Annotated in this window: 18 protein-coding genes; 12 read left to right on the top strand and 6 right to left on the bottom strand. The window is 70.0% G+C overall.

What is annotated here, in order from left to right:
- Nucleotides 1-9: 9 nt before the first annotated feature.
- Nucleotides 10-1,179, bottom strand: a complete 1,170-nt coding sequence (locus OIU81_RS26060; RefSeq protein WP_329151575.1) for a steroid 3-ketoacyl-CoA thiolase — start codon at nt 1,177-1,179, stop codon at nt 10-12.
- Between the two features lie 239 nt (nt 1,180-1,418).
- Here OIU81_RS26060 and OIU81_RS26055 point away from each other — a divergent pair, with 239 nt between their 5' ends.
- The 4 genes from OIU81_RS26055 to OIU81_RS26040 all read left to right on the top strand — a co-directional run bounded on the left by OIU81_RS26055 (nt 1,419) and on the right by OIU81_RS26040 (nt 4,873).
- Entirely contained in the window at nt 1,419-2,651 is a 1,233-nt protein-coding gene (locus tag OIU81_RS26055) for a cytochrome P450 (RefSeq protein WP_329151574.1), read from the top strand.
- Nucleotides 2,652-3,102: 451 nt separating this feature from the next.
- A complete protein-coding gene (locus OIU81_RS26050) occupies nt 3,103-3,723 on the top strand; it encodes a DUF6230 family protein (RefSeq protein WP_329151573.1) in 621 nt (206 codons plus the stop codon).
- Nucleotides 3,714-4,181, top strand: a complete 468-nt coding sequence (locus OIU81_RS26045) for a DUF6114 domain-containing protein (RefSeq protein ID WP_329151572.1) — start codon at nt 3,714-3,716, stop codon at nt 4,179-4,181. Before OIU81_RS26050 ends, OIU81_RS26045 begins: the two co-directional genes overlap by 10 nt.
- On the top strand, nt 4,178-4,873 hold the full coding sequence (locus OIU81_RS26040) for a hypothetical protein (protein ID WP_329151571.1): 696 nt from the start codon (nt 4,178-4,180) through the stop codon (nt 4,871-4,873). Before OIU81_RS26045 ends, OIU81_RS26040 begins: the two co-directional genes overlap by 4 nt.
- A gap of 77 nt (nt 4,874-4,950) precedes the next feature.
- On the opposite strand, the gene OIU81_RS26035 is transcribed toward OIU81_RS26040, so the two are convergent.
- Together OIU81_RS26035 and ctaD are read right to left on the bottom strand one after the other, a co-directional pair.
- The gene (locus OIU81_RS26035) at nt 4,951-5,310 is read right to left on the bottom strand and encodes a hypothetical protein (RefSeq protein ID WP_329151570.1); all 360 of its coding nucleotides are present in this window, start codon (nt 5,308-5,310) and stop codon (nt 4,951-4,953) included.
- 98 nt (nt 5,311-5,408) lie between these two features.
- Nucleotides 5,409-7,055, bottom strand: coding sequence for an aa3-type cytochrome oxidase subunit I (gene ctaD / locus OIU81_RS26030; RefSeq protein ID WP_329151569.1), 1,647 nt, complete (start codon nt 7,053-7,055; stop codon nt 5,409-5,411).
- A 125-nt stretch (nt 7,056-7,180) separates the two neighbouring features.
- Here ctaD and OIU81_RS26025 point away from each other — a divergent pair, with 125 nt between their 5' ends.
- The 6 genes from OIU81_RS26025 to OIU81_RS26000 all read left to right on the top strand — a co-directional run bounded on the left by OIU81_RS26025 (nt 7,181) and on the right by OIU81_RS26000 (nt 14,807).
- A complete protein-coding gene (locus OIU81_RS26025; protein WP_329151568.1) occupies nt 7,181-7,885 on the top strand; it encodes an RNA polymerase sigma factor in 705 nt (234 codons plus the stop codon).
- Nucleotides 7,878-8,927, top strand: a complete 1,050-nt coding sequence (locus tag OIU81_RS26020) for a CU044_5270 family protein (RefSeq protein ID WP_329151567.1) — start codon at nt 7,878-7,880, stop codon at nt 8,925-8,927. The genes OIU81_RS26025 and OIU81_RS26020 overlap by 8 nt, the downstream gene beginning before the upstream one ends.
- Before the next feature lie 553 nt (nt 8,928-9,480).
- Nucleotides 9,481-10,992: a glycine betaine/L-proline transporter ProP gene (proP, locus tag OIU81_RS26015; protein WP_443074046.1), complete on the top strand. Its 1,512-nt coding sequence runs from the start codon at nt 9,481-9,483 to the stop codon at nt 10,990-10,992.
- A gap of 1,025 nt (nt 10,993-12,017) precedes the next feature.
- The gene (locus OIU81_RS26010; protein ID WP_329151566.1) at nt 12,018-13,247 is read left to right on the top strand and encodes a WXG100 family type VII secretion target; all 1,230 of its coding nucleotides are present in this window, start codon (nt 12,018-12,020) and stop codon (nt 13,245-13,247) included.
- Nucleotides 13,248-13,869: 622 nt separating this feature from the next.
- On the top strand, nt 13,870-14,202 hold the full coding sequence (locus OIU81_RS26005; protein ID WP_329151565.1) for an antibiotic biosynthesis monooxygenase family protein: 333 nt from the start codon (nt 13,870-13,872) through the stop codon (nt 14,200-14,202).
- A gap of 71 nt (nt 14,203-14,273) precedes the next feature.
- Nucleotides 14,274-14,807 (top strand): GNAT family N-acetyltransferase, encoded by a 534-nt coding sequence (locus tag OIU81_RS26000; protein ID WP_329151564.1) that lies wholly within the window; start codon nt 14,274-14,276, stop codon nt 14,805-14,807.
- A gap of 51 nt (nt 14,808-14,858) precedes the next feature.
- Here the strand turns inward: OIU81_RS26000 and OIU81_RS25995 are convergent, their stop codons facing one another.
- Nucleotides 14,859-16,967 carry an MDR family MFS transporter gene (locus OIU81_RS25995; RefSeq protein WP_329151563.1) on the bottom strand — a complete coding sequence of 703 codons (2,109 nt, stop codon included), beginning with the start codon at nt 16,965-16,967 and terminating at the stop codon, nt 14,859-14,861.
- Between the two features lie 370 nt (nt 16,968-17,337).
- Here OIU81_RS25995 and OIU81_RS25990 point away from each other — a divergent pair, with 370 nt between their 5' ends.
- Nucleotides 17,338-18,369 (top strand): peptidoglycan-binding domain-containing protein, encoded by a 1,032-nt coding sequence (locus tag OIU81_RS25990; RefSeq protein ID WP_329151562.1) that lies wholly within the window; start codon nt 17,338-17,340, stop codon nt 18,367-18,369.
- 172 nt (nt 18,370-18,541) lie between these two features.
- On the top strand, nt 18,542-19,204 hold the full coding sequence (locus OIU81_RS25985) for an HAD-IA family hydrolase (RefSeq protein WP_329151561.1): 663 nt from the start codon (nt 18,542-18,544) through the stop codon (nt 19,202-19,204).
- A gap of 75 nt (nt 19,205-19,279) precedes the next feature.
- Here OIU81_RS25985 and OIU81_RS25980 read toward each other — a convergent pair whose 3' ends face one another.
- Together OIU81_RS25980 and OIU81_RS25975 are read right to left on the bottom strand one after the other, a co-directional pair.
- Nucleotides 19,280-19,861, bottom strand: coding sequence for a TMEM165/GDT1 family protein (locus OIU81_RS25980; protein WP_329151560.1), 582 nt, complete (start codon nt 19,859-19,861; stop codon nt 19,280-19,282).
- 225 nt (nt 19,862-20,086) lie between these two features.
- The gene (locus OIU81_RS25975) at nt 20,087-20,845 is read right to left on the bottom strand and encodes an ABC transporter permease (protein WP_329151559.1); all 759 of its coding nucleotides are present in this window, start codon (nt 20,843-20,845) and stop codon (nt 20,087-20,089) included.
- Between the last annotated feature and the right edge of the window lie 42 nt (nt 20,846-20,887).

Here is a 20,887-nt window from a genome sequence, read left to right as displayed (position 1 = left end):
CCCTGCCCGCTACAGCCGCTGGATGATCGTCCCGGTCGCCAGCGCGCCGCCCGCGCACATGGTGATCAGGGCGAACTCCTTGTCCCTGCGTTCGAGTTCGTGGAGCGCGGTGGCCAGGAGCCGGGCGCCGGTGGCGCCGACCGGGTGGCCCAGGGCGATGGCCCCGCCGTTCACGTTCACCTTCTCCAGGTCCTGGTCGAAGGTCTGCGCCCAGGAGAGCACCACGGAGGCGAAGGCCTCGTTGATCTCGACGAGGTCGATGTCCTTGAGGGACATGCCGGCCTTGCCGAGCACCGCGCGGGTGGCGTCGATGGGCCCGTCGAGATGGAAGTGCGGATCGGAGCCGACCAGTGCCTGCGCCACGATCCGGGCACGCGGCTTGAGCTTGAGGGCACGGGCCATCCGCTTCGAGGCCCACATCACGGCGGCGGCGCCGTCGGAGATCTGCGAGGAGTTGCCCGCCGTGTGGACGGCGGTCGGCATCACGGGTTTGAGGCCGGCCAGCGCCTCCATGCTGGTGTCGCGCAGCCCCTCGTCCCGGTCGACCAGCCGCCACATGCCCTGACCCGCGGCCTGTTCGTCCTCGGTGGTGGGCACCTGGACGGCGAAGGTCTCCCGTTTGAAGCGCTCCTCGGCCCAGGCGGTGGCCGCCCGCTCCTGTGAGATCAGGCCGAGCGAGTCGACGTTCTCGCGGGTCAGTCCCCGGTGGCGGGCGATGCGTTCGGCCGCCTCGAACTGGTTGGGCAGATCGACGTTCCACTCGTCCGGCCAGGGCTTTCCGGGGCCGTGCTTCGAGGCGCTGCCGAGCGGCACCCGGGACATCGCCTCGACCCCGCAGCCGATGCCGACGTCGATGACGCCGCTCGCGATCATGTTGGCGACCATGTGGTTAGCTTGCTGGGAGGATCCGCACTGGCAGTCCACGGTGGTCGCGGCGGTCTCGTACGGAAGGCCCATCGCCAGCCAGGCGTTGCGGGCCGGGTTCATGGACTGTTCACCGGCGTGGGTGACGGTGCCGCTGACGATCTGTTCGACGCAGTCGGGCTGGATGCCCGTACGGGAGAGGAGTTCGCGGTAGGTCTCGCCCAGGAGATAGGCGGGGTGGAGGTTGGCGAGGGCGCCCTGGCGCCTGCCGATCGGGGTGCGTACTGCTTCGACGATGACGGGTTCCGCGGCCATGACTGACTCGTCCTCTCCTCGCGTCCGCGGGTCCCGGCACCCACGGAAGAAGAACTAGTACGCGTTCTAGTTCCACGACAGTCTCATGAGCCGCCCTCCGGGGCGCAAGGGGCCTGCAACGCCCTTGTCCGCAAAGGGAGTCGCCGCGGCTCTTGCGACCTGGAGAAGTCGTCACTACCTTCACCGCGATCCATTATCTGATGAAGCGTCAGAAATTTCGGATGGACCAGGAGTCGCCGATGCCATGCCCAGCGTTGCCCGACGGGTTCGACTTCACCGACCCCGACGTCTACCGGACCCGTGTCCCGCTTCCCGAGTTCGCGCAGCTGCGGCAGACCGCTCCCGTGTGGTGGAACGCCCAGCCGCACGGCATTGCCGGCTTCGGCGACGACGGCTACTGGGTGGTCACCCGGCATCAGGACGTCAAGGAGGTGTCCACGAAGCCGGACATCTTCTCCGCCAGCCGCAACACGTCGATCATCCGGTTCAACGCGTCCATGACCCGTGAGCAGATCGACGTACAGAAACTCATCATGCTGAACATGGACCCGCCCGAGCACACCCGGGTCCGGCAGATCGTGCAGCGCGGTTTCACCCCGCGCGCCATCCGCGGCCTGGAGGACGCGCTGCGCCGCCGGGCGGTGCACATCGTCGACGAGGCGCGCCGCAGCGGCACCGGGGACTTCGTGACCGACATCGCCTGCGAACTCCCCCTCCAGGCCATCGCGGAGCTGATCGGCATCCCCCAGGACGACCGGGCCCGCATCTTCGACTGGTCGAACAAGATGGTCGCGTACGACGATCCCGAGCTGGCGATCACCGAAGAGGTCGGCAGCAACGCGGCCATGGAGCTGATCTCCTACGCGATGAACCTCGCCGCGGCGCGCAAGGAGTGCCCCGCCGAGGACATCGTCAGCCGGCTGGTGGCGGCCGAGGACGAGGGGAACCTCGGCTCCGACGAGTTCGGCTTCTTCGTGCTGCTGCTGGCGGTGGCCGGCAACGAGACGACGCGCAATGCCATCACCCACGGGATGCACGCCTTCCTCACCCACCCCGACCAGTGGGAACTCTTCAAGCGCGAGCGCCCGGCGACCGCGGCCGAGGAGATCGTGCGGTGGGCGACCCCGGTGGTCTCCTTCCAGCGCACCGCCACCCAGGACACCGAACTCGGCGGCGCGAAGATCAAGGAGGGGCAGCGGGTGGGGATCTTCTACTCCTCCGCCAACCACGATCCGGAGGTCTTCACCGACCCCGAGGTCTTCGACATCACCCGCGACCCCAACCCCCATCTGGGATTCGGTGGCGGCGGACCCCACTTCTGCCTCGGCAAGTCCCTCGCGGTGCTGGAGATCAACCTGATCTTCAACGCCCTCGCGGACGCCATGCCCGACATCACCCTGGCGGGCAGCCCGCGCCGGCTGCGCTCGGCCTGGCTCAACGGCGTCAAGGAACTCCGGGTCCATTACGGCTGACCGGCACCACGGCGAGGAGCGGCAGGGGCGCGCACCCGGATGTACGGGTGGGCGCCCCTGCCGTCTTGCGGGGCACCCACCGCGGCGGCGGCCCGGCCCGGTGCGGGGTCCCGGTGCGGGTGCGCGGTACGGGGAGGGGCGGGCCCGGAAAGCCGGACGCGCGGTATGTCCGAAACCGGCTCCTGCCTCAACCTTGTCAGTTGTCATGCTCAGACTTACATTCAACTCACGGGTAACACTTGGCAGTTCGCCCTCGTCGCGCACCGCTCCGCAGCGTCTCCGGCCGAACCGCACGTTCTTCCCCACACCCGCACACGCCGGCCCCGCGCGTCTCCGGCCCACGCAGCACGTCACACCCACGCAGCACGCCGCACCCACGCCGCACCACACACAGGCACCCCCACACGGTTCGACAGCGCGCTTCCTTGCTCTTCGAAGGGGACACACCGTTATGAAGGACGCACCCGGCAGACCCGTCACGGGACGCATCAGATGGCGCAGGTTCGCCGCGCTGTCCGTCCCGGCCCTCGTCGGCACCGCCGCCCTGGGCATCGCCCTGGCCAACGGGGCGCTGGCGGCCTCGTTCGCCGTCTCGGGACAGCAGTTCAAGGTTTCCGCCGACAGCCTCACGGGCGACGGCTTCGCCCAGTACGGCAGCGTGGACACGAACGCCAGGGGAGATCTCCTGCCGGTCGCCGTCACCGCCATCAAGACCGCACGGATGCACCACCTGTGCCAGTCGGTGGTCACGCATCTGCCCGTCATCGGCGATATCTCGCTCCACCTCAGCGCCGGTACGGGCAGCACGCCCGTCGAGGCGACCAACCTCTTCGTGGACGCCACCCAGCTCTCCGGCGACGCGTCGTTCCACGGCATCGAGATCGGCCGGGACGCCTCCACCCTCGACAAGGGACCGGACAGCGGCCAGGGCATGCAGGACCTCTTCGCCCAGCAGGCCGACGACGTCAGCATCAACAGCCTGCGGCAGACGGCCTGGGCCACCAACGCGGGGACCTTCAAGCTGTCCGGCCTGAACATGAAGATCTCCAAGGGCACCAAGGAATGCTTCTGACCTGGCGGCGCTGGCGGAAGGGCCGGCCCTTCTGGGGCGGTCTGACGGCGATCCTCGCCGGCGCCGAGATCTGCGCCCTCCCCCTGGCGCCGCTGAAGATCATGCTGCAACAGGGCATCGCCGGCATCCCGTCCGTGCTGATGGGGCTGGTGATGATCGTGATGGGGCTCTCGGCGTGGTTCGCCCCGCACTACCGGGGCATGGCGGGGGTGCTCACCGTGCTGTGCGCGGCGGCCGCGCTGGTGATGTCCAACCTCGGCGGCTTTCTGCTCGGCACCGTCCTCGGGATTCTCGGCGGCTCGATGATCTTCGCCTGGCAGCCGGCCACCCCCGCGGAATCCGGCGCCCCCACGGCGCCCGAGGCCCCCGCGGCACCTGAGACCGCCACGGCTCCCGAGGCCGTCGCGGCTTCCGAGGCCCCCGCGGCACCCACCCCCCTTGAAGGAGACCCACGATGACGATGACGCACCCCGCCCGCCGTACCCATCGCAGACGCGTGGGGTGTGCCGCCGGCACCGGGATCGCCGCGGCCCTCGCCCTGCCGCTCGCCGTGACGGGTCCGGCGGTGGCACTGCCCGCCGGAGCGGCGCCGCTCGCCCCGTCCACGACCGTGAGCCCGGCAGGTCACGGCTTCACCGCCACGCTCAGCGGCAAGGCCACCTTCAAGGCCGGTGCGGTGACGGTGACCTGTACGACCTCGACCTCCAGCGGGCAGGTCCCGGCCGCGCCCGGCAACCGGAACCCGGCCGGACCGGTGAGCAGTTCCACGACTCCGGCGACGTACGGCTCCTGCACGACGAGCCTGCCGGGGGTCAGTGCGAGCGTCACCACGACCGGCACCTGGGGCGTCGCCATGCAGAACGGGGCGCCGGTGACCGCCGGACTGACCATCCCCACCGGCGGCTTCGTCCTCAAGACCAGTGGGCTGGCGTCCTGCACGGTCACCGCGGCCCCCACCGCGGCGGCGACGGTGGCCGGCACCTGGACCAACGGCGCGCCGTCCACGCTCACCTTCACCAACGCCGCGGTGCCGGTGAAGGTGGTGGGCGGGTTCGGCTGCCCGACCACCGCGACCAGCTCGCTCTTCAACGCCACCTACAAGGTCGCCGACACCACCGACCCCGCCTCCCAGATCACCGTCACCGGCTGAGCGGCGCGCCGGCACACCGGCCCGGGTGACGGCCGTGCCCCCCCCGCGGGCGTCACCCTCGGCGCACGACCCGGGCGTCACCCTCGGCGCACCGCCATCTGGGCGACCGCCACGGCCACCAGCGCCGCCACGGCGACCGTGCCGCTGACGACCGCGGTGATCAGCCGTCGCCGCAGGGCCCGGTAGACGCCCTCGTATTCGGCCCGCAGGGTGGCGCTGCGGACCGCGATGCGCTCCAGATACGCCCAGGTGGCATCGCGCTGGTCGCGGCGGTAGTGCAGCTCCACCTCCCGCCGCTGGGTGTCGGTGAGCCAGGGCAGACCGGCGCAGAAGGCTTCCGCGCGAAGGCGTGCCCGGCCCTTCTCCGCCTCCCAGAGGAGAAATCCCTCGATCTCGTTGATGGCCCGGTCCCTCGCCGTGCCGTCGACCCCCGGCATTTCTCCCGTGTGCGGCAGGCTCCCTCCGCCGGGCATTCGGCCGCCCGGTCCCGCGCCTTCGCCGCTCCGCCTTCCTTCGCCCATCTGCGTTCCCTCGTTCATATGCGTGCCCCGATTCCGGTGGCGGGCGTGTGCTCGGCGTCCGCCAGGGCCCCGGTCTCGCGTGCGCTCTCCGGGTGGTGCAGATCGAAGGCCGGGGATTCGGAGCGAATACGCGGCAGCGTACGGAAGTTGTGCCGGGGAGGCGGGCAGGACGTCGCCCATTCCAGCGAACGGCCGTATCCCCAGGGATCGTCGGAGGTGACCTTTTCGCCGTACTTCGCGGTCTTCCACACGTTGTAGAGGAATGGCAGGAGGGAGAGCCCGAGGAGGAAGGAGAAGATGCTGGAGACGGTGTTCAAGGTGGTGAAGCCGTCGGCCGCGAGATAGTCGGGGATACGCCGCACCATGCCTTCCGCGCCGAGCCAGTGCTGGACGAGGAAGGTGCCGTGGAAGCCCACGAACAGCGTCCAGAAGGTGATCTTGCCGAGCCGCTCGTCCAGCATCTTGCCGGTCATCTTCGGCCACCAGAAGTGGAACCCGGCGAACATCGCGAAGACGACCGTGCCGAAGACCACGTAGTGGAAGTGCGCCACCACGAAGTACGAGTCGGAGACGTGGAAGTCCATCGGCGGCGAGGCCAGGATGACACCGGTCAGACCACCGAAGGTGAAGGTGATCAGGAAGCCGATCGCCCACAGCATCGGCGTCTCGAAGGACAGTGAGCCCTTCCACATCGTGCCGATCCAGTTGAAGAACTTCACACCCGTCGGCACCGCGATGAGGAACGTCATGAAGGAGAAGAACGGCAACAGCACGCCGCCCGTCACATACATGTGGTGCGCCCACACCGTGACCGAAAGACCGGCGATCGAAACCGTCGCCGCGATCAGACCGATATAGCCGAACATCGGCTTCCGGGAGAACACCGGAATGACCTCGGAAATGATGCCGAAGAACGGCAGGGCGATGATGTACACCTCTGGATGGCCGAAGAACCAGAAGAGGTGCTGCCAGAGCAACGCACCACCGTTCGCGGCATCGAAGACATGCGCCCCGAATTTACGGTCCGCCTCCAGCGCGAGCAGCGCCGCTGCCAGCACCGGGAAGGCCAGCAGCGCCAGTACACCGGTCAGCAGCACATTCCAGCAGAAGATCGGCATCCGGAACATCGTCATGCCCGGTGCCCGCATGCAGATGATCGTCGTGATGAAGTTGACCGAACCGAGGATCGTGCCGAAGCCGGAGAAAGCGAGGCCCATGATCCACATATCGGCGCCGATTCCGGGGGAATGCACGGAGTCGGACAGCGGCGCATAGGCGAACCAGCCGAAGTCGGCCGCGCCCTGCGGCGTCAGAAACCCGCCCACCGCGATGAGCGAGCCGAGGAGATAGAGCCAGTAGGCGAACATGTTCAGCCGGGGGAAGGCGACATCGGGCGCGCCGATCTGCAGCGGCATGATCCAGTTCGCGAAGCCGGCGAACAGCGGCGTCGCGAACATCAGCAGCATGATCGTGCCGTGCATCGTGAACGCCTGGTTGAACTGCTCGTTCGACATGATCTGGTGGCCCGGCCGGGCCAGTTCGGCGCGCATCACCAGCGCCAGCAGTCCGCCGACGCAGAAGAAGGCGAACGCGGTGACCAGGTAGAGCGTGCCGATCGTCTTGTGGTCGGTGGTCGTCCACCACTTCACGGGAAACCTCATGCCCGTTAGGTGTCCGGCACCGCCGCACACCTCACCGCCCGCGGGGACCGGGGCCCGCGGGAGGGCGTGGGAAGTCTCACCGGGCCGGGTGTGATGATCCGGTCCATGCCGGACACCAAGGGTTCATGAGCACGGACGACGCCTTCGCCGAGGCCTATCGCGCGCACTACTGGGCGGTCAGCCGCTTCGTGGCGCGACGGCTGGACGGGCAGGCACACGAGGTCGAGGAAGTCGTGGCGGAGGTCTTCTCCACCGCCTGGAGACGCCGCGCCGAACTCCCCGACGCGCCACTGCCCTGGCTGTACGGGGTGGCTCGCAACTGTCTGGCCAACACCGTGCGGGGGCTGGGCCGTTACCGGCGGCTGCTGCACCGGCTCGGCCACCACGAGGCGGCGCGGCAGCGGCAGCCCGTGGACAACGGCCCGGCGGCGGAGCGGCCCGGGTCCTGGGTGCACGAGGCGCTGGCCCGCCTCTCCCCCGCGGACCAGGAGGTGCTGCGGCTGACCGCCTGGGAGGAACTGACCGTCGGGGAACTGGCGGTGACCCTCGGGTGCGGGCAGAGCGCGGCCGCCATGCGTCTGCACCGGGCGCGCGGCCGGCTCCGTACGCAGATAGAGCGGATGCGGATGGCGCGGATGCGGCAGAAGGACACCACCCGGAGCAAGGACACCCCCGGGGCCGAGGCCGGCGCCCCGACCGGTGCGCCACCGCCCGCGACAAGGCCCGCACCGCTGCCGCCGGCCCCCCGTCCGGCCGCCCGACCTGCCCTCCCTCACCCCCTGTCCCCCCACCCCGTACCGACCCGAGCGGGAGGCCGCCGCCATGACTGACGAACTGGAGCTGCTGCGGCAGGCCGACCCCGCCCCGGCCGACGACGGCTCCTGGCGCGACCGCCCGCTGACCGCCCGGGCGGAGCGCCGGCTGACAGAGCTGACGGACCTGACGGAGCCGGCGGCCGGCGCCGGCCGCCGTGCCCGTCCGCACCCCGTGCCCCGGCGGCGACTGGTGCTGGGCCTGACCGCCGCGTCGCTGGCCGCCGTCGCCGCCCTCGCGCTCACCTTCTCCGGTGCCGGCAGCAGCCCCGCCGTCGCCGCGCCCGCCGCCCTCACCCTGCACACCGGTGCGCCGTCCGTCTCGCTGGACACCCTCGCCCGCCGGGCGGAGGCCCTTGCCGGGTCGGCCGGCGCCGCCGACGGGCCGCGGCGCGGCAGCCATCTGCAGACCTGGTACATGAGCATGGAGACCGGCCCGCACGCCGCGCCGCCGGTCACCGTGCCCGAGGAGCGGATCACCCACTGGAACGCCGACGGCAGCGGCTCGGAACTGGTCGTGGCCACCGACCCCCGGCACCCGGGCCGCCCGGTGATCCACGACAACGACGGCCACTGGCGACATGTCAGCGACGGCAAGGTCCTGCACGACACGACCTATCCGGCCGGCTCGGAGGCCCGGCACAGCGGCCTGGCCTCCCGTACCCGGCCCTCGACGGACCCCGCGAAGCTGCGCGCACAGCTGTCGTGGCTCTACGGCGGACCGGACGGCAACCGCACCACGGGGCAACTCCTCTCGGCGCTCTCCTCCTTCCGCCAGGAGTGGACACCGGGGCCCCGGGAGACCGCGGCCATCGTCCGGATGCTGGCCGACGCGGGCGGGCTGCGCCAGGCGGGCACGGTCACCGACCGGCTGGGCCGGCGCGGACAGGCGTATGTGTACGACGGCCCCGACGGCGCCATGGACTCCACCCGCCAGATGGTGATCTTCGACCCGCGCACCGGCGAACTTCTGGGCCTGGAGGTCACCTTCACCAAGAACCATCCGGAGTTCAGGATCAGGTCCGGTGAGGTGATGTCGTACGAGGCGTGGATGCCGTGACGTACGAGGCGTGGATGCCGTGACGGACGGGGCGTGGATGCTGTGACGGACGGGGCGTAGGTGCCGTGACAGGGCTGGTGTGGCCGAGGTGGGCGTCCAGCACGCCGACCGGCCGGCCGGACCCACGTCCGAGTGGCGGGGTGGGCGGTCATGGCTGATCCTTGAGAGAACGCGACGATCCACATCGGCGCGGCGGTGCCAAGTGCCGCCGCGCCGTTCTCGCGCTCCGGCCCGCCCCTCGCCCGTACGCCCCCCTTCGACTTCATGACTTCATGACTTCACGTGGCGCACGTCACAATCCGCCGATGGTTGCAGCGGATCATCGCGATATGGATCACAGAGGCGAGGGCCGGAAATCGCTCGCGCACAGTGCGTTTCCCCAGCAAGGAGCGGGTATACGGCCGACTGCGCGGTCATCCGCGCACTGTCCGTGATGATCCGGTCTGCCCCTATGGTCGACCTTTGCCCGTCGCTCCCCGACGGGCTCTGGCCCGCCACGCCATGGCGGGCGGTGTCATGTTGTCGTCCAAAGAGAGCGCAGGCGAGCGAGCACGTGCCGACGCAGTCCCCCGTCGACCCCGGGCCCCGTAATCCCGTCGGCCGCCGTGCCGAGACCGCACCCGATCCGCAGCGGAAACAGGCGGCGGATCCGGCGACAGCGGCCTCGGGCGAGGTGACCGTCGTCGACCCCGCGATGGTCAAGCGCGCCGTGTCGGCGGCCGCGCTCGGCAATGCGATGGAGTGGTTCGACTTCGGCGTGTACAGCTACATCGCGGTCACCCTCGGGCATGTCTTCTTCCCGTCCGGGAACCCGACCGCGCAGTTGCTGTCGACGTTCGGAGCGTTCGCGGCGGCGTTCCTGGTGCGCCCCATCGGCGGCATGGTCTTCGGGCCGCTCGGTGACCGGATCGGCCGGCAGAAGGTCCTCGCGATCACCATGATCATGATGGCGGCGGGCACCTTCGCCATCGGTCTGATCCCGTCCTACGCCTCCATCGGCGTGGGCGCGCCCATCCTGCTGCTCGTCGCCCGTCTGGTGCAGGGCTTCTCCACCGGCGGCGAATACGGCGGCGCCTCCACCTTCATCGCCGAGTACGCGCCCGACAAGAAGCGCGGCTTCCTCGGCAGCTGGCTGGAGTTCGGCACGCTGGCCGGCTACGTCGGCGGCGCCGGCCTGGTCACCCTGATGACCGCGCTGCTGTCCACCGGTGACCTGAACTCCTGGGGCTGGCGCATCCCGTTCCTGATCGCCGGACCGATGGGCATCATCGGCCTCTACCTGCGGCTGCGGCTGGAGGAGACCCCGGCCTTCGCGCAGCTGGAGAAGGAGGCGCGGAGCAAGGAGAAGGAGCGCCGCGAGGTCGAGAAGCGGATCGGTATCCGCGAGATGATCTTCGGCCAGTGGCGGTCCATGCTGCTGTGCATCGGCCTGGTCCTGGTCTTCAACGTCACGGACTACATGCTGCTGTCGTACATGCCGAGCTACCTGACCTCGGAGCTGAAGTACGACGAGACGCACGGGCTGCTGGTCGTGCTCGCCGTGATGGTCCTGATGATGGGCGTCCAGCCGCTCGCGGGCCGGCTCACCGACCGCTTCGGCCGCCGTCCGGTCATCGGCGCGGGCTGCGTGGGCTTCCTGGTGCTGTCGGTTCCCGCGCTGCTGCTGATCCGGCAGGGATCGCTGGTCGCCATCGCGCTGGGCATGGCCGCGCTCGGCCTGCTGCTGGTCACGTTCACCTCGGCGATGCCGTCCGCACTGCCCGCGCTGTTCCCGACCAAGGTGCGCTACGGCTCGCTGTCGATCGGCTTCAACGTCTCCGTGTCGCTCTTCGGCGGGACGACGCCGCTGGTGGTCACCGCCCTGATCGGTGCGACCGGCAACAAGATGATGCCCGCCTACTACATGATGGCGGCGGCCGTGATCGGCGGTATCGCGGTCCTGATGATGTCGGAGAGCGCCGGCAAGCCGCTGCCCGGCTCGCCCCCGGCCGTCGAGACCGAGGCGGAGGCCCAGGAGCTCCGAGAGGCGGCCCACCGCCCCGCCACGGCCGGTTCGACGGCCTGACCCGTCCGCCCCGCGGACCGACCCGCACCCGTACTACGCCGAGGGCCCGACCGGAGACATCCGGCCGGGCCCTCGGCGTTCCCGACCACGCCGGCACGCCGACAACTGGTGCGAGAGCCGCTGCGGCCGTAACGGATGCTTGATGTACCACTGATGCTTGAGCCGCGGGAGAACGCACGCGGCGCCTTGTACCCCAGCCACCATGGCTGGGCTATGCATCAAGGAGAACCTGCGGTGCTCTTGCGGCAGACTACTGCTCGTTCTGGGCACGGTACTTGACTGCGTTCATCGTCGGCATGACGGTGGGTCTGCTGGGACGGTGTGGCGATGCCCGGACACCAAACCTGCGTCACATGGGAGCAAGCTGCCTTCGGCGTAGCCCGCACCGTGATGATGCCGATGCTCGCCATTCTCGGCGCCCCTGGTTGCGGCGCCCTATCGTGAGCACTCAACAGATTAAGTTGAGTTGAATCAAGCACCAGTCAGAGGCTTCATCTCGCCCCGGACCAGTCCTATGCCTTGAACAGCGCACACTTAATGGCGAGTTTGAGCCACGACTTGGCTGCATCTGATGGGACGTAATGTGCGCAATCGTCGGGACTCGACTAACAGGTGGGCAGCGTAAGCCGGTTAGGTGCCACCGTCAGTGGCGCAGAGTAAACTCGTAGCGTACTGAGATGAGCATTAAGGGGGACTCGTGGCTGCCTCTGGCTTCGACATAGACACACACCAGCTGAAGAGCGAAGCGCCGACGTTTCACAGGGAATCCGTCGCCTTGGCGAAAGCGACGGAGAAGCTGAAGCACACACTCGATGGGCTCGGAGCGCCCTGGGGGGGGACGACGAACAAGGGAAGAAGTTCGGGCACCTCTACAGGCCACATCGCACCGAAATCGAGCGTGCCGCCCAAGTCTTGGTGAAGGGGCTGGAAAGCATCGCCAAGACCATGAAGGACATGGCTGATAACCACGAGGCCGCGGATCGCTCCAACGCTGCAGGGTTCAAGCGCAACGACGGCGGTGGGCATTGAGCGCCGGAGACAAGGCCAAGGAGATCGTCCAGGACCTCACCGGCATGTGGTGGCCGGAGGGTGATGAGGATCGACTCCGAGAAGCCGCACAGGCTTGGCGGGACTTCGCCGAAGACGTCAAAGACATCACATGGTCGGCGCACAAGTCGGCACAAGATGTCATCGACAACAACAAGGGCCAATCGATCGAATCTTTCGCTTCCTTCTGGCGCAAGTACCACAGCGGCGGAAAGGGCTACCTGGACGACTTGGCCGAATCAGCGCGGGACATGGCCAAGGCACTCGACAAGTTCGCGGACCAGATAGCGGAAGCCAAGAAGAAGATAGAGCACGAGCTGGAGATCGCCGGCGCCGTACTGGTCGCCGGTACGGCACTGGCCCTCTTCACAGGCGGCCTCAGCGAAGTCGCCGCCGCCGGAGCCACGGAGGCAATCGTCGCTGCGGCCGGCACAGCTGGCGTCGCCGTGTCCGCCACCGTCGCCGAGATCGCCGGAACCGTCCTGGCCACTGCCGCGATAGGCGGGATCGAGGCCATCACCGTAGATGTCGTCGTTGCCCAGGGCGGCCGCAACCTCCTCGGCGACCAGAAGGGCATCAACCTGAACGAAGCCGCCTCGGCCGGCTTGATGGGCGGAGCCCTTGGGGGTGCCCTAGGGGGCGCAGCCCGTGGGCTGAGAACCTTCAACGAAGCCCGCCTTCCTGGCATTCCGGCATCAAAACTCCATCTGGCGTCCAACGATGAATGGCTCACCGGCGCTCGACGGCGCCCTCGCGATTTGCTGGATGACCCCGCGCAGACCAAGTGGGCAGAAAACTCCTACGCCAACTTCATGGAAGATTCCCGAGATATCGGAACCATTAGCAAAAATACCCGGGAAGTGTTGCGGGGAGACGGGTCCACTGGGTTCTCCGAAGAGGAGATCAGCACCATCAAGAAGCACGTCTTTGATACAGAGCATCCGATCGAGGACTACGAAACCGGAAAGGTTGTCACCCGAAAGTTCGATGCCGACCCTGAAATCGCAGACACCTGGATCCGCCTGCGTTCCGGGAGCGCGCTACCAGAAGATCACATTCTATTGGAGCACGAACTCACGGAGCTCAAGTACCTGCGCGAGCATCCCGGAGCTACCTACCAAGAAGCGCACCGGATCGCCAACGAATCGTACAATTGGCAAAGCAAGGTTCCGTTGAACAAGCGCGAAGACTTCGAAAGTGAGTGGTAACAGTGGCTGCGCTGGTATATTTTAAAAAGCTCTCCGAGGATGGCAACACCATCGTCTACTCGTTCGGCGATGCCCCCTCGGATATGGCACGGAACCTTACGATGGACAGGGGTACGCGTAGGTCGCAGCCTGATGATGGGAACGTGGACTATACGTTCCTCAAGGCATCTCGAAAAATCAACGCCATGTACGACACGGCAAATGAGTGGCCCGAACGCGGAATGAGCGCCAGCTAAAAGCGCGTCGTCAAGGGTTACTCCTGGCCCCGAAAGGAATCCCGCCGGTCTGCTTCTCCGGACTGCTCGATACCGTTCGGTTGGCCACCGTCGCCGCCTCTGAACAGCGCCCCCGTCGCCAGCCCTTCTGGTAACGGGGGCGTCCCTATATGTGGCCCAACGAGTGCAGTCGAGCACCCCGCCAAGACAGCCGCCCGCTCTCAAACGCTCCCTCGCCCACGCGCTGATCACCGCGGAGTCGATACCGCTGGGTAGGGCCTTTGGGAGTTTACGACCCTGCCCGTTGGTTGCCCCGCCAAGCCGCGGAAGTGAGAGATGGAGTCCATATAGCGGATGCAGGGCCCCTCGCTGGACGCCGCGGGCCGCCCGTACGGCAGGATGGAGCCATGAGCGTAGTCAAGATCAACGTGCTGACCGTCCCTGCTGAACAGCGTGAGGTGCTGGAGAAGCGCTTCGCCTCCCGCGCCGGCACCGTGGACTCCTCCGACGGCTTCGAGTGGTTCGAGTTGCTGCGCCCCGTGGAGGGCACCGACCAGTACCTCGTCTACACCCGCTGGCGGGATGAGGAGTCGTTCCAGGCGTGGATGGAGGGGCCGATGAAGGCCGCGCACCAGCAGGGTGGCGGTGACGGGGGTGGCGAGCGGCCCAAGCCCGCCGCCTCCGGGTCGACACTGTGGTCCTTTGAGGTCGTGCAGCAGGCCGGGCCCCGGAAGGGCTGAGTTTCCGGCGGCGGCAGCACTCGAAAAGCGCTGTGTGGTGGGTCGTTGCCGGCCGCCGCGACAATGGGGGCATGAGTGACGTCGCCCCGCTCCGCCTTTCCTGGACCGTCGCCGCGGAGCCGGTCGGTTCGCCGGATGCCGTGGCGCTGTTGCGCCAGTACTACACCGAGGTGGCCGACCGCTACTTCACCCTGCACGAGGGGCGCCGCTCCACGCCGCGGGAGATCGCGGAGGGGCTGGCGGAGTACCCCAGTGCCGATCTGCTGCCACCGCGGGGTGTGCTGCTGGTGGCCCGGCACGGTGGGGTGGTGGCGGGCTGCGCCGGGGTGCGGCTGCTGGACGGGCGCACCGCGGAGCTGAAGCAGATGTTCGTGCGGGCCGGGTGGCGTGGCCGGGGCGGGGCGGGGCGGCTGTTGGGAGCCGCCGAGGCGGCCGCGGTGCGGCTGGGCGCCGGGCGGATCCGGCTGGACACCCGGCTGGATCTGGTGGAGGCCGTCGCGCTCTACCGGCGGCACGGTTTCGCGGAGATCGCTCCGTACCACGACGACCCCTACGCGGAGATTTTCTTCGAGAAGCGGCTGGGGGTCGACCCTCTGTCCGGCTGAACGGCCGGGGCGGAGTCGGGCCCATGGGCGCCAACTGCCCTGCGGGCGGGCTCACTTCGCCAGGTCGGGTGGGTGTGCCGCAGGCGGTGGGGTGCGGGGCGTCGTTCGCCGGGTGCCGCTGTTGTGCGGCTCCTCCGCGTCCGAGCCGCACAGCTCCGCCGTCAGCTCCCGGACGAGTTCGGTGAGGTCGGTGGGGCGGTCTTCGGTCCACCAGTCGCCCAGCAGTTCCGCGAGCGACTGCTGACGGGTCGCCGAGAGCCGGTCCGCGATGTCCCGTCCGCGGTCGGTGAGCAGCAGCAACAGCCCCTCGCGGGCGCCGAGTCCGCGCTCCTCGATCTGGCGGACGCCCTCGGCGATCACCCCGTACGGCACGTGAGTGCGTTCGGCGAGCAGCCCCGGCTCCACCGAGCCGTAGCGGTGGATGCGCAGGATCAGCCAGCTGGCGGCCGGTCTGAGGTCCAGTCCGGCCCGGGCGGTGATCTTCTCGTAGATGTCTTTACGGCCCGCCATGCTGCCGAGTTTGGACAGCGCACGGGCGACCTCGTCGCGGGAGGAGCGTTGGACGGGGTTGGAGGAGACCACCTCGCTGGCGTCGGGGGCGGTGACGCTGCCGCGCAGCGGCTCCTCCTTGAGGAACCAGGCCAGCACGAACGCCACCAGGACCAGCGGGACGGCGTAGAGGAACACATTGGTGATGGAGACGGAGTAGGCGTTCAGGACAGCGGCGACCTGCCCGGCCGGCAGCCGTGCCACGGTCCGTGGGTCCTCGGCGATCCCCGCCGGGTCGACCCCCGGGGGCAGGGGGTGCCCGGCGAGGGCGTCGGCGATCCGCGGGCGGAGATTGTTGGTGAAGACCGTGCCGAAGAGGGAGACGCCGAACGAGGCGCCGATGGAGCGGAAGAACGTGGCGCCGGAGGTGGCGACGCCCAGGTCCCGGTAGGGGACGGCGTTCTGCGCGATGAGCACCAGCACCTGCATCACCAGGCCCAGCCCGAAGCCGAAGACGAAGAAGCAGGCGCTCATCTCGGCCACGCCGCTGGACGGTTCGAGCTGGTGCAGCAACAGCAGGCCGAGCGCGACGATGCCGGTGCCGGCGATCGGGAAGACCTTGTAGTGGCCGGTGCGGCTGACGATCTGGCCGGAGCCGGTGGAGGCCAGCAGCATGCCGAGCACCATCGGCAGCATGTGGACACCGGACAGGGTCGGAGTCACGCCCTGCACGACCTGCAGAAACGTCGGGAGGTAGGTCATCGAGCCGAACATCGCGAAGCCGACGACGAAGCCGATGACGGCGGTGAGCGTGAAGGTGCGCAGCCGGAACAGCCGCAGCGGCAGCACCGGCTCGGCGGCCCGGCGCTCGATGGCCACGAACGCCACCAGCAGCACGGCGCCGAGCACGCCGAACCCGATGATCCGCCAGGAGGACCAGGCGTAGCTGACGCCGCCGAGCGAGGCCATCAGGACGAAGCAGGCGGCGGCCGCGGCGATGGTGACGGTGCCCAGGTAGTCGATCCGGTGCGGGGTGCGGCTGCGCGGGATGTGCAGCACGGCGGCGATGACGGCGAGCGCGACGATGCCGACCGGCACATTGATGTAGAACACCCACCGCCAGCTGAGGTGGTCCACGAACAGCCCGCCGAGCAGCGGACCGAGCACGCTCGCACTGCCGAAGACGAAGCCGAACAGGCCCTGGTACTTGCCGCGTTCGCGGGGCGGCACGATGTCCCCGACGATCGCCATCGACAGCACGATCAGGCCGCCGCCGCCCAGCCCCTGCAGGGCCCGGAAGGCGATCAGCTCCCCGATGTTCTGCGCGATACCGCACAGCACCGAACCGATCAGGAAGATCACGATGGCGGTCTGGAAGAGCCTCTTGCGGCCGTACTGGTCACCGAGCTTGCCCCACAGGGGCGTCGCCGCCGTCGAGGCCAGCAGGTAGGCGGTGACCACCCAGGACAGATGGTCGAGGCCGCCGAGTTCGCTGACGATGGTGGGCAGCGCGGTGGCGACGATGGTCTGGTCGAGCGCCGCGAGGAGCATGCCGAGCAACAGCGCCCCGATCGCGACGAGGATCGTCCGCCGGGACCGCTCCCCGCCGGGGACGGCAGGAGCGCCGGTGTCCTGCGCCATGAGCCTCTCCCTCTGTGCCGGAGTGTCCATTGCGGTGCCGGGTCCGCGGCGACCGGGGCGGCGGGGCCTCAGCGACCGTTGCGGCGGCCTCCGCAGCGACTGGTGGGGCGGGGCGCGCCCCACCCGTTCCGGGCCGCCGTCGGCCGCCCTTCCCGTGGGGGGCGGCCTTCGGACTTCTTCCATCCTGGGTGGTGGTGCCGGATATGGCTTCCCGAGCGGCGTCCGCCATCCGGGGCCGTACGGGGGACGGTCGGGAGGCACCGGGACCTGCCGGGACGTGCCGGGGAGTGCCGGGGCTGCCGAGGTCTGCCGGGCGAATGTCGTCGAGCGCCTGCGCGGGGCGTGTGGCGTCTGGATAATCGCTGCCGGTTCGAGGCGTCGAGGGAGGGGTCCACTCGTGATGGCACGGAACTGCCCGCACTGCTCCGCCCCGGTACGCGGCGGCGGCCGCCCGTCCTGTCTGTGCGCGGCGGCCGGCGCGGACGACTTCGACCCGCTGCGCGTTCGGCCGTACGTGTCACTGCCCGGCGGGGAGGACACGGACGAGGAGAGCACAGGCGAGGCGGTCGAGGAGAGCGCGGGCGAGGACGACGCAAGGAGCGCCGGACGGGGCGACCGGCTGGATGACTTACCCGGGGTGGACGCGGCGGTGCACCAGGCCGATGCCTCCGCCTCCTCAGCCCCCTCCGCCTTCTCAGCCCCCTCCGCCTTCTCCCTCACGCCCCCTGGCTCCCCCGGCCCGCTCCTCCCCCGACCTCGCCGGCGCTCCGGGCCGACCTCCCGGACGTTCAGCGCCGCCGAGGGGGAACCGTCCGCCGGCGCCGCCCGGTCCGCACCGCGCCGCACCGGTGTCCGCGCCCGGCCGGCCGCGCTGGTGGCCACCGGAGCAGCGGCCGCCGTCGCCGCGGCCCTGCTCGGTACCGATGCGCTGTCCGGCGACACCCGGGACCGGGCGGCGCCGCCCGACCGGAGCGCCGCCTCCCCCAGCGCCGCCCTCCCCACCGGCGACACCCCCACCCGGGGCGGGGCCGCCTCCTCCCCCGCCGCGAGCCGCTCCCCGTCACCGGACGCGACCGCCACCGGCCCGCCCACGGCCACCGTGCGGCTCCCCCGGGCCGGGCGCCCCCGTGACCCCGCTCCCACCAGGGTGTCCGGCAGCGTTTCCGACGTCCCCGGCAGTCCGTCCCCCAGTGCGCCGCCCACCGGGCCAGTGGTGCTGCGCGAGGGGGCCGCCGGTCCGGAGGTGACGGAGTTACAGGGGCGGCTGCGGCAGCTGGGCCTGTATCAGGGCGCGGGAGGCGGCCGCTACGACGCGGAGGTGCGGGCCGCCGTCTCGCGCTATCAGCGGCGCTACGGGGTGACCGGCGACCCGGACGGCGTCTACGGCCCCGGCACGCGGGCGTCCCTGGAAGCCCGCACCGACGAGCCGTAGCCCCCGGTACGAGGCCACTGACCGGGGGCGGTTGTCGGCACCCGGAAACGTTTTGTATCGTAGTCAAACAAAGTGGTTCCGCCCGCACTCCCTGACCGGCGGGCGGAACCGCTTGACCTTCTGCGCGGCCGGGCCCGCCGGCCGCATGCCCGTAGCGCCCAGGAGCCCGCCGATGACGGCCACCACCACGCTCACCGCCCGCGCTCTGCTGCTGGACATGGACAGCACCATCGTGAACTCCGAGGCCGTCGTCGAGCGCTGCTGGCGAAGCTGGGCGGCCGAGCAGGGGCTGGACGCGGACGAGGTGCTCACGGTCGTCCACGGACGGCAGGGCTGGGCGACCATGGCCGCGCTGCTCCCGGACCGCCCGATGGAGCTCAACATGGCGGACAACCGCCGGATGCTGGCGCAGGAGACCGCTGACATGGACGGCGTGGTGCCGGTTCCCGGCGCGCCCGCCTTCATGGCCGCCCTGGCCGGCCTCCCGCACGCCTTGGTGACCTCCGCCGACATCGCGCTCTCCGACGCCCGGATGGGCGCGGCCGGGCTGCCCGTGCCCGAGGTACGGATCACGGCGGAGAGCGTGGGCGCCAGCAAGCCCGATCCGGAAGGCTTCCTCAAGGGCGCCGCAGAACTGGGCTTCGCCCCCGGGGACTGCCTCGTCTTCGAGGACTCCGAGGCGGGCATCGAGGCGGGCCGGGCGGCCGGCATGCGGGTGATCGGCGTCGGCGACCGCGCCGCCGCCTTCGCGCCCACCACACAGGTACGCGACCTGACCCAGGTGCGCGTCGAGGCGCGGGCCGACGGCGTGCTCGCCCTCCACCTCACCGGCTGAGAAACCGGCCGCGCGGGGGACGGACGGCGGCGGAGGACGGAGGCCGGAACCCGGCAGGCCGCCCCCGCCCCCGCCTCAGCCCGCGATCGCCTCGTACAGGCTGAAGCCCGCCAGGACGAGCATCACGCACGCGGCGACCTTGGTGATGAGCCGCAGCGGGACGTACTTCATGAGGGTGCGGCCGCCCAGGATGCCCAGGGCCGCCACGGCCCACAGGGCCAGTACGGCGCCGACGCCGACCGAGAGCGGGGCGTCGTAGCGGGCCGCGAGGTTGGCGGTCATGATCTGGGTCAGATCACCGAACTCGGCGACCAGGATCATCATGAAGCCCGCCCCGGAGACCTTCCAGAAGCTCTGGTCGGCGGGCTTCTTCACCTCTTCCTCGTCGTCGTCCTTCCGGAAGAGCAGCACGGCGGCGCCGGCCAGGAAGAGGACACCGACCACGCCCTGTACCCAGCGGTGCGGAAGCAGCGTCAGCACGCTGCCCGCGGCGATCGCGAGCGCGACATGCACCAGGAAGGCGGCGGCCACACCGGCGAAGACATAGGAGGCGCGGTAGCGGGTGCCGAGCATCAGACCGGCGAGGGCGGTCTTGTCGGGCAGTTCGGCGAGGAAGACGACGCCGAAGACGACGGCGGCGATGGTGAAGCTGAACACGGGGTGGCATACCTCGATCGGTCGGGCCGCACCAAAGAGGCCCGGGAAAGGGGTCGCTTCGGCACGGCAGCGTCAGACACTGCGGCCGAAGGTCTCGCTGGCGCCGTACTGGATGCGTACGTCGCTCCGGGCGCCGGCTCGCCACGTCGTCACAGCGCGCGAAACGCGCTCCACCAGGGGTGGTCGGGCGACGGGAGGGCATTATGTCGACGGTCCGGCAGAGAGCTACTCCCCTTCTGCTGCCCTCGAGGGTACGCGGTGCAGTCGTCCGCGCGCGACCAGCTCCAGCACCACCGCACAGGCCGCCGCCTGCACCGCCAGCAGCGCGACCAGCACGAACAGCTGGACCGCTCCGGCCTGCACGGGCGAGGCGCCGCCCAGCAGCATGCCGACGAACGCGCCGGGGAGTGTGACCAACCCCACCGTCCGGGTCTGGTCGAGCCCCGGCAGCAGGGCGTCCGACGCGGCCGGGCGGGCGACCTCCATCCGCGCCTCCCGGTCCAGCAGCCCCAGCGCGAGACCCGCCTCGAACTCGCCGCGCCGGGTCTCCAGCTCGTCCAGCGCCCGCCGCCCGCCCAGCACGGTGGCGGTCAGCGCGCCGCCGATCAGGATGCCGGTGACGGGGACGAGGCTCAGCCCGCGCGGCGGGACCAGGCCGGTGAGCAGCAGCAGGGCCACGACCGGGACGACCCCGGCGGCGATCGGGGCGGCGGCCCACCACCAGGTGCGGTTCTGGGTGATGCGGCGGCCGGCGGTCCGCACCGCCACCGTGAACATCAGCAGCAGGAAGCACAGCAGCCACGGGAGCGCGTGCACCACCCAGCCGATGAGGTAGGAGACGGCGGCGAGTTGGGCGGCCGCGCGCAGTCCGGCGACGGCGATGGCGCGGGCGTGGCCGAGACGTGCCGCGGCGGCCACGGCCACGGCGGCGATCAGCAGGACGGCGAGGGCGACCCCGAGGGTGGCGTTGACCGGCAGCAGCACGCGCTCACTGTAGGGGCGCGGCCGGGGGCGCACACGCGGGAG

Origin of the sequence: Streptomyces sp. NBC_01454 (assembly GCF_036227565.1) — a bacterium.
Taxonomy (GTDB): Bacteria; Actinomycetota; Actinomycetes; order Streptomycetales; family Streptomycetaceae; genus Streptomyces.
Note: the sequence above shows the minus strand (reverse complement) of the source record. Positions and strands in the feature narration are given on the sequence as shown.